Origin of the sequence: Methylosinus sp. sav-2 (assembly GCF_004366495.1) — a bacterium.
In the GTDB taxonomy this organism is placed as follows: Bacteria; Pseudomonadota; Alphaproteobacteria; order Rhizobiales; family Beijerinckiaceae; genus Methylosinus.
Map to the genome: position 1 here is coordinate 180,820 of NZ_SOEJ01000006.1, position 8,848 is coordinate 189,667.

Consider the following 8,848-nt stretch of genomic DNA (forward strand, 5'->3'; position numbering starts at 1 on the left):
GCGGGGAATAATCACGCGGCGGCTTCCGCCGCCTTCCTGCCGCGCTCCACGACGGCGGCGAGCGAGGGATCGCGCGCCACCGCTTCCGCGATGAGGCGGTCGGAGGCGCTTTCGATCGTGTTCTGCATGCGCTCGAAGAATTCCCGCGGCTCGAGGCCCGGCGGGATGATCGGCAGATATTCGATGACCACGGTTCCCGGCCGCACGATGAAGGCTTGGCGCGCCCAGAACATGCCGGAGTTCAGCGCAACCGGCAGGCAGGCCGCGCCGGTCTCGCGATAGAGCATTGCGACGCCGAACTTATAGAGAGGCGGCGCGCCCGCCGGCCGCCGCGTCCCCTCGGGAAAGATGAACAATTGCCGGCCTTGCGCGAACAGCGCCTTGGTCTTCTCGATCAGCTGCGGCAGCAGCTTGCCGCCCTTGGCGCGATCGATGCCGATCTGCTCCGCGCCCATCAGATACCAGCCGAAAAAGGGGATGAACACCAGCTCGCGCTTGAGAATATAGGAGAAATCCGGCGAATGCAGCGGCAGGACGAAGGTCTCCCACGTCGACTGATGCTTGCAGGCGACGATGACCGGCCCTTTCGGAATATTCTCGAGGCCGCGAAACTCGAATTTCAGCCCGACGATCTTCTCGAGCCAGAAGAGCGACGTTCGCCCCCAGACGCGGCCGAGCGTCATGGAGGCGTGCCGCTTCATCAGCAGCGCGGGCAGCCAGATGATCTGCAGCGTCATGAGGCTGACGAAGAAAGTGATGTGGAACAGCAGCGAGCGCAGGAAGAGCATGCTTTGGTCGTCCGTGGGGTTTCGCGGAAGGTGGGACGCGAACGCCTTCTAGAGTCATTCCGGTTCAGATTGAACCGGAATGACTCTAGATTCCCTTGTTCGGTCGTGTTTTCTTCACGCGAACCGGTCCCCACTTCGCTCGAAAACACTCTAATGCGCTTTTCCTTCGAACGGAACCGCCGCTCGGTCGGGACGGCGCTTTCTCGGGCGCTGCGCCCGCCGATTCAGCGCGCCTGCGCCGTGAGGTCGGCAGTTTCGGCCGGCGCGAGAGCGGTCGCGGAAAGGCCCGGCTCCAGCAGCCGGGTGCGCAGCAGGACGTAGAGGTATTTAACATATTCGGCCGCGATGAGCCGCGTCACGGCGAGGTCGCCGAGCCAGTCCTCGACGCGAAGATGATCGCTGACCACGGCGAAAGGGTAGAGTTCCGCCCCCGGCAGCGCCGCCGAAAGCTCGGCCAGAGCGCGGGGCATATGGTAATTGGAGGTGACGATGATGAGCGAGCCCGCGCCGATTCCATGCGCATGCGCCCAGTCGCGCGTTTCCCGCGCATTGCCGATCGTGTCCTGGGCGCGATAGCCGAGATCGACGCAGCACTCGAACAGTTCCCGCGAGACCGGCAGCAGCTTGGCGATCTCATGGCCGCGCGTCGCCCGATTGACCCCGGTGATGAGCAGCCGGCGCGCCTGGCCGCGCGCCAGGAGCCCGCCCGCCTCATAGACGCGGTCGGAGCCGCCGGTCAGCACGACGACGCCATCGGCCTGCACGGTCAGAGTCGATTCGGTCCGCTCCAGCGAGAGGGCGAAGCCGATGAAGCCGGCCACGAAGGCGGAGGCCAGAAAGCAGAAGAGGGCGAGGACCGCGAGGCGCCAGCGTCCGGGCGCGGCCCATCCTCGTGCTTCCCTGTCTCGCGCATGCGATCGCAAGCGTCCGTCCTCATCGCCGACCCCGAATCCTCGACAAGATGGAAGCGGCGCTCGAGGCCGTCCAGGGCCGGGCGGAATTTATGCCCGGTTAGAGTTTACTCGGCTCCGTCCAGGCGCCGCAATTGGCGGAACACGATCTCCTGCGACATGAAGCCGGTCAGAAGCCCGGCCGCCGCCGAGATGAGGCCGACGACGGTGAAGCCGAGCGGCCCCAGCGAGAAGCTGCCGAACATGGCCTCCAGCTGATCGCCGTCCGGCGTCGCGGTCCAGCGATTGGCGAGATAGCCGGCGAAGAGAAAAAAGCCCATGGCCGAGGCGCCGCCGATGAAGCCGCCGCGCAGCCCCAGCACCAGGAAGCGGCGCTGGAACTGCTGGGCGATATATTTGTCCGCCGCGCCGACGAGATGCAGCACCTCTATGATCTCGCGATTGCCGACCATGGCCGCCCGCGTGGCGAAGGCGACGGCGAGCCCCATGGCGACCACGATCAGCACGAAGACCAGCGCCGCGACCGCCACAACGGTGCGCGCCATCTGGCCGAGGCGCTCCACCCACAGCCGGTGATCGTCCAGAGCCGCGCTCGGCAGCGCCTGTGCCAGCTCGCGGCGCAGCGCGTCGAGATCGGCGCGGCGGCTGTCGTCCAGCTTGACGACGATCATGCGCGGGGCCGGCAGCTCGGCGAAATCGAGGCCCTGGCCGAGCCAGGGGGCGAGCAGCGCCTCCGATTCGGCCTTGGTGTAGACGCGCACGTCGCGCACGCCCTCGGCGGCGACGAGGACCGAGGTCGCCTTGCTCACATCGGCTTCTATGTCGCGGCCGGGCAGTGGGCGGATCTGGACGCTGGCCTCGCGCGCCACCTCGCGCCGCCAATCGACGCTGGCGTCGGCGACCATCAGCGCCGCTCCGGCCGAGAGCGCCGCCAGAAAGGTCATGATGGCGATGACAATGACGAGCGAGCGTCCGGCGATGGAGGAGGTGGGGACGAGCGGCGTCTCCCGGCCGAGCGTCTCCTCGCGCGCGGCGTCCTTGGCCGCCGTGGCGGCCGGGCGCTGGCCGGGGCGGGGCTTGGCGTCATTCGAAGACATGCAGCCGCCCATCCGCGAGCACCAGACGGCGCGCGCTCTCATATTGCTCCATCAGCGCCAGATCATGGGTGGCGATGACCACCGAGGTTCCGCTCTTGTGCAATTCCACGAAGAGCCGCAGCAGCCGCCGCGCCAGAGTGGGGTCGAGATTGCCGGTCGGCTCGTCGGCGAGCAGCAGCTCCGGCCGCACGATCAGCGCGCGGGCGATGGCGGCGCGCTGCTTCTCGCCGCCCGAGAGCACGCTCGGCAGGCTGGCGATGCGCTCGTCCAGCCCGACCCAGCGCAGCAGCTCCAGCACCTCGGCGCGATAGCTCGCCTCCTCGCGGCCGATGACCCGCAGCGGCAGAGCGACATTCTCGTATAAATTGAGATGCTCCAGCAGGCGGAAGTCTTGAAAGACGACGCCGATGCGCCGGCGAATGTCGGTGACGGAGTCTTTGTCCAGCGTCTCCGTATCCTTGCCGAAGAGGGTGATTCGCCCGCGCGTCGGCTTCAGCGACAGCAGGACGAGCTTCAGAAGCGTCGTCTTGCCGGCGCCGGAGGGTCCGGTGAGGAATTGGAATGAGCGCGGCGTGATGGAAAAAGCGAGATCGCTCAATATCTCGCTGCCGTTTCCATAGCGCAGGCCGACGTTCTCGAAGGTCAGCAAAGGCGTGTATCCATTGGCGGGCTCAGAATCGCGCTGCGGGGAGATTAGCAGTTCACCGCCCATTAACCATATCGGCGGCTAATCGACGACATGTCGGCGGCCGATTCCGAAGCGGCCGCCCACGGTTCGGAGACCGGCCATGCGCAACGACCTCGCCCCGCACAATTCTCCGGTCGGCTCGGCCCCAAAGGACCATGACCTGGACGAGAGCCGGCTGTGGCGGGAGCCGCCGCGCGAGAGCGATCTCGTCGATGAGCGTCGCCAGCGCCTGCTGCCGCTGATCGCGGCGATCATCGCCGTCGTCTTCGGGGCCATGGCGCTGATCGGCATGCGCGAGAAGATCGTGCGGGTCATGCCCTTCGCGACGGCGCTCTATTCGGCCATGGGGCTGAAGGTCAACGCCGCCGGGCTCGATCTGCGCGGCGTCACCTCCAAGATCGTCACCGAAGGGACGCGCAAGGTGCTGACCGTCGAGGGCGAGATCGTCAATTTGCGGCGCTCGGCCAATCGCGTGCCGCCCATGGCGCTGGCCATCCGCGGCGCCGACGGCCGCGAGCGCTACAGCTGGACCGCCGCCGCGCCGAAAATGCGCCTCGCCGCCGGGGAGAGCGTGCAGTTTCGCGCTCGCCTCGCCTCGCCGCCCGCCGATGGGGCCGATGTGCAGGTGCGCTTCGCCGCGCTCGAGGAAGCGGAGAAATCGGCGCGATAGGCGCGCCGCGAAATTCCCCCGGCGCGTTCCCTTATCGGCCGAAATGGCCTAAGCAGGCCCCATGCCGTCGCATGCGCCTCTCCTCTTCGTGAACGCCCGCCTCGTCGATCCCGCCTCCGGCGTGGAGACGCGCGGGGGGCTCCTCGTCCTCGACGGAAAAATCGCCGATCTCGGCCCGGCGCTGACGGCCGAGTCCGCGCCGCAAGGCGTGCGAATCGTCGATTGCGCGGGCGATGTGCTCGCGCCCGGCCTCATCGACATGCAGGCCTTTCTCGGCGAGCCGGGAGCCGAGCATCGCGAGACCATCGCCACCGCCACGGCGGCGGCGGCGGCCGGCGGCGTCACCACCATCGTCGCCGCGCCCGGCACCTCGCCGCCGATCGACGATCCGGCCGTCGTGGACTTCGTTCTGCGCCGCGCCCGCGACACCGGCCGCGTCCGCGTGCTGCCCATGGCGGCGCTCACCAAAGGGCGCGAGGGCAAGGAAATCTCTGAATTCGGCCTGCTGCGCGAGGCCGGCGCCATCGCTTTTTGTGACGGCAAGCGCTCGCTGCGCAACGCCCAGACCATGCGGCGAGCCATGACCTACGCCCGCGATTTCGATGCGCTGATCATCCATTTCCCGGAGGATCGCGACCTCGTCGGCGAGGGCGTCATGAATGACGGCGAATTGGCGACGCGCCTCGGCCTCGCCGGCGTGCCCAAGGAGGCGGAGGCCGTCATCGTCGATCGCGATTTGCGTCTCGTCGAGCTGACCGGCGCGCGCTACCACGCCTCCATCGTGGCCAATGGCCTGTCGCTGGCGGCGCTCGAGCAGGCCAAGGCGCGCGGCCTGCCGGTGACTTGCGGGACCACGATCAATCATCTGACGCTCAATGAGAACGACATCGGCGACTATCGCACCTTTTTGAAGCTGCGGCCGCCGCTGCGCCATGAGGACGAGCGCCGGCTTCTGGTGGAGGCGGTGGCGAGCGGGCTCATCGACGTCATTCTCTCCGACCATGATCCGCAGGATGTGGAGATGAAGCGCCTGCCTTTCGCCGAGGCCGAGGCCGGCGCCGTCGGCCTCGAGACCATGCTGGCGGCGGGATTGCGGCTCGTCCATTCGGGCGATGTTCCGCTGCCGACGCTGCTGCGGGCCATGTCCACACGGCCGGCCGAGATTTTGCGCCTGGAGCAGGGACGTCTCGCCAAAGGCGCGCCGGCCGACCTCATCCGCTTCGATCCGGACGAGCCCTTTGTCGTCGATCCGGCCGAATTGCATTCCCGCTGCAAGAACACGCCCTTCGACACGGCGCGCCTGCAAGGTCGGGTGAAATCGACATTCGTCGCGGGAGAATCCGTCTTCGAGCGGCCGGACGCCTAGAGCAGAGCCATAACGAAAAAAGCGTCTTCCCGCCGTGATTTCGCCAATTTCGGGAAAAAGCGGCAAGTGGATTGTGAATCTTTGAAATAGGTACGTAGGTTAACTGCCCGTAACTTCCGCGAACCGAAGGCGGGGCGTTAGTCCTGATTCTACGTTCGTTTTCCCGCGACGCGTCGCCTTCGACGAGAAAATCGCCCGAGCGGCCGGGCCGTCAAGTGGAAGAGAAGCGATGCTTGGTTCCCGTATTTCCCTCGTCGCGCTGATGGTCGCCGCGGCGCCTGCGCTGCAGGCGCGCGCCCAGGAGGCGCTGCCCGACATCGACGTTATAGCGGCGGCCCCGGAGGCGGGCGCGGGAATCGAGAGGTCGAAGGTCCCGACCAATCCGATCATGACCAAGCGTAGCGATCTCGATCGCGACCGCGCGCTGGTCATCACCGACACTCTGCAGCGCCGCAACGCTTCGGTGTCCATCGTCGATGTCGCGGGCAATCCCTTCCAGCCCGATCTCACCTATCGCGGCTTCTCGGCCTCGCCGGTGTCCGGCACGCCGCAGGGCCTCGCCGTCTATCAGGACGGCGTGCGCATCAATGAGGCCTTCGGCGACGTCGTCAATTTCGACCTCATTCCCACGGTCGCTATCGCCAATAGCGAGCTGGTCAGCGGCAATCCGCTGTTCGGCCTCAATGCGCTCGGCGGCGCTCTGACGCTGGAGATGAAGAACGGCTTCACCTGGCAGGGCTATGAGCTGGAGGGACGCGGCGGCTCCTTCGGCCGTCGCTATGGCGCGGCGCAGGTCGGCCAGAAATACGGCGATTTCGCCATTTATTCGGCCTTCGAGGCGCTCGGCGACAGCGGCTGGCGCAAGCGTTCCGGCTCGGAGCTGCTGCGCGGCTATCTCGATCTCGGCTATAAGGGCGACAAGGCCGAGTTCCATTTGAACTACACGGGCGCTACGACGCGTCTCGGCGCCGCCGCGGCGACGCCGGTCGAGATGCTCCAGCGCGACTACAGCTCCGTCTACACGACGCCGCAGAGCTCGACCAATGAGCTGCACTTCCTCAATCTGAAGGGCTCCTATGACGTTTCGAGCGCGCTGAAGCTCAACGGCAACTTCTATTACCGCGACTATCAGCAGGCGCATATCGACGGCAATATCGCCGATATGGAGACCTGCAGCTCCAAAACCTTCGTCTGCCAGGACAACGACCCCTTCATCGGCAATGTGCCGACCAATGCGCAGCGTCGTCTGATCGGACCCAATGGCGCCTATATTCGGTCCTCGGTGCTCGCCGGGGGCCTGCCGGCGACGATCGACTATTCGCGCACCCATTCGCGTTCCTATGGCGGCGCGATTCAGGGGACCTATGACGAGAAGATCGCCGACTTCAAGAACAAGCTCATCGTCGGCGGCTCGTTTGATCGCCAATTCACCGACTTTCGAGGCTATTCGGAACTCGGCATTCTGCAGGGCGATTTCAATGTCACATCGACCGGGCTGCAATATTTCAACTCGGTCCCCGAAGGCGGATTCCAACCCTCCTCGGTCTTCGCGCGCAACCTTTATTACGGCGTCTATGCGCTCGACACGCTCGATCTGACCGACAAGCTCACGCTCACCGCCGGCCTGCGTTTCAATAGCGCGGAAATCACGCTCTATGATCGTTTGAGCGTGCGCCTCAACAGTGACAAGAGCTATCAGCGCGTCAATCCGGTCGCCGGCCTCACCTATACTTTCATCCCCGAATTCACCGTCTATGGCAATTATTCGGAGGCGAACCGCGCGCCGACGGCGCTCGAGAACGGCTGCGCCGACGCCAATCATCCATGCACGATCGACAGCTTCCTCGTCGCCGATCCGCCGTTGAAGCAGGTGGTGACGCGCAGCGGCGAGATCGGCTTCCGTGGCTATCACGACATCGGGCCGGACCATGGCCGGCTCGAGTGGAAGGTCGATATCTTCCGCGCCGTGAACAGCGACGACATCGTCTCGCTGCCGTCGAATGTGATCCAGGGCAGGGGCTATTTCGCCAATGTCGGGGCCACCCGCCGCCAAGGCGTCGAAGCCGGCGTCGCTTGGCGCAACGACCAGCTGAGCCTCTATGCCGATTATGCGCTGATCGACGCCACCTTCCGTAGCGCCTTCGATGTGCAGTCGGAAAGCAATCCCTACGCCGACGCCAATGGCCTCATCCATGTGCGGCCGGGCAATGTGATGCCGGGCGTGCCGCGCCATCGCGTGAAGCTCGGCTTCGATTACTTCATCACGCCCGAGTGGAAGTTCGGCGCCGATTACATCTTCACGAGCGGCGTACGGCTGCGCGGCGACGAGTCCAATCTCGACAAGCCGCTGCCCTCCTGGGGCGTCGTCAATCTGAAGACCTCCTATAAGGTCACCGAGAATATCGAGGTCTATGCGCTGGCGCAAAACCTCTTCGATCGGCGCTACTATACTTTCGGGACCTATTTCGACAACAGCGGCAATGCGACCGCGTCGGCCGGCGGCTTCACCAATGCGCGCACTTATGTTCCGGGCGCGCCGGTCTCCGTCTATGGCGGCGTCAAGGTCAAGTTCTGAGCTCAAGTCTCTGATCTAAAAGATACTGGGAGGGGAGGCGGCGATCGGCGGCGCCTCCCCTATCTTGTTTGGGCGGCCCGGCGGAATCGCGAACGCTCTTGAAGAAAAGTGGCAACCGCCTTAAAGGCACGCGCGCGCGGGACGCGAGGCGCGCCGCAACCGGGAACCAGAAAGCATGGCCAAGGAAAAATTCTCACGCACGAAGCCGCATTGCAACATCGGCACGATCGGTCACGTGGACCATGGCAAGACGTCGCTGACGGCGGCGATCACCAAGGTTCTGGCCGAGACGGGCGGCGCGACCTTCACGGCCTATGACCAGATCGACAAGGCCCCGGAAGAGCGCGCCCGCGGCATCACCATCTCGACGGCCCACGTCGAGTATGAGACCGCCAATCGCCATTACGCCCATGTCGACTGCCCCGGCCACGCCGATTATGTGAAGAACATGATCACCGGCGCCGCGCAGATGGACGGCGCGATCCTCGTCGTCTCTGCCGCCGACGGCCCGATGCCGCAGACCCGCGAGCACATCCTGCTCGCCCGTCAGGTCGGCGTGCCGGCGCTCGTCGTGTTCCTGAACAAGGTCGACATGGTCGACGATCCGGAGCTGCTGGAGCTCGTCGAGCTCGAGGTTCGCGAGCTGCTGTCGAAGTATGAGTTCCCCGGCGACGATATTCCGATCACCAAGGGCTCGGCCCTGGCGGCGCTCGAGAACAAGACGCCCGAGATCGGCCATGACGCGATCCTGAA

The 8,848-nt window shown here is 65.5% G+C and carries 8 protein-coding genes; 4 read left to right on the forward strand and 4 right to left on the reverse strand.

Going from position 1 to position 8,848, the window contains the following annotated elements:
• Positions 1 to 11: 11 nt before the first annotated feature.
• The 4 genes from EDE12_RS12905 to ftsE all read right to left on the reverse strand — a co-directional run bounded on the left by EDE12_RS12905 (position 12) and on the right by ftsE (position 3,445).
• Complete coding sequence (locus EDE12_RS12905) at positions 12 to 788, reverse strand: lysophospholipid acyltransferase family protein (protein ID WP_026598696.1); 777 nt, start codon at positions 786 to 788, stop codon at positions 12 to 14.
• 224 nt (positions 789 to 1,012) lie between these two features.
• Positions 1,013 to 1,711 (reverse strand): YdcF family protein, encoded by a 699-nt coding sequence (locus tag EDE12_RS12910; RefSeq protein WP_134188113.1) that lies wholly within the window; start codon positions 1,709 to 1,711, stop codon positions 1,013 to 1,015.
• A gap of 95 nt (positions 1,712 to 1,806) precedes the next feature.
• Positions 1,807 to 2,796, reverse strand: coding sequence for an ABC transporter permease (locus EDE12_RS12915; protein WP_245267313.1), 990 nt, complete (start codon positions 2,794 to 2,796; stop codon positions 1,807 to 1,809).
• Entirely contained in the window at positions 2,783 to 3,445 is a 663-nt protein-coding gene (gene ftsE, locus EDE12_RS12920; RefSeq protein ID WP_024880027.1) for a cell division ATP-binding protein FtsE, read from the reverse strand. The genes EDE12_RS12915 and ftsE overlap by 14 nt, the downstream gene beginning before the upstream one ends.
• Positions 3,446 to 3,584: 139 nt before the next feature.
• Between ftsE and EDE12_RS12925 the strand changes: the two genes are divergently transcribed.
• The 4 genes from EDE12_RS12925 to EDE12_RS12940 form a co-directional block, all read left to right on the forward strand.
• Positions 3,585 to 4,154, forward strand: a complete 570-nt coding sequence (locus EDE12_RS12925; protein WP_026598694.1) for a hypothetical protein — start codon at positions 3,585 to 3,587, stop codon at positions 4,152 to 4,154.
• Between the two features lie 61 nt (positions 4,155 to 4,215).
• Complete coding sequence (locus EDE12_RS12930; RefSeq protein ID WP_026598693.1) at positions 4,216 to 5,520, forward strand: dihydroorotase; 1,305 nt, start codon at positions 4,216 to 4,218, stop codon at positions 5,518 to 5,520.
• A gap of 229 nt (positions 5,521 to 5,749) precedes the next feature.
• The gene (locus EDE12_RS12935) at positions 5,750 to 8,095 is read left to right on the forward strand and encodes a TonB-dependent receptor (protein ID WP_026598692.1); all 2,346 of its coding nucleotides are present in this window, start codon (positions 5,750 to 5,752) and stop codon (positions 8,093 to 8,095) included.
• Positions 8,096 to 8,270: 175 nt separating this feature from the next.
• Positions 8,271 to 8,848: GTP-binding protein (locus EDE12_RS12940; protein WP_134188114.1), on the forward strand; the 578-nt coding region annotated here is incomplete at its 3' end.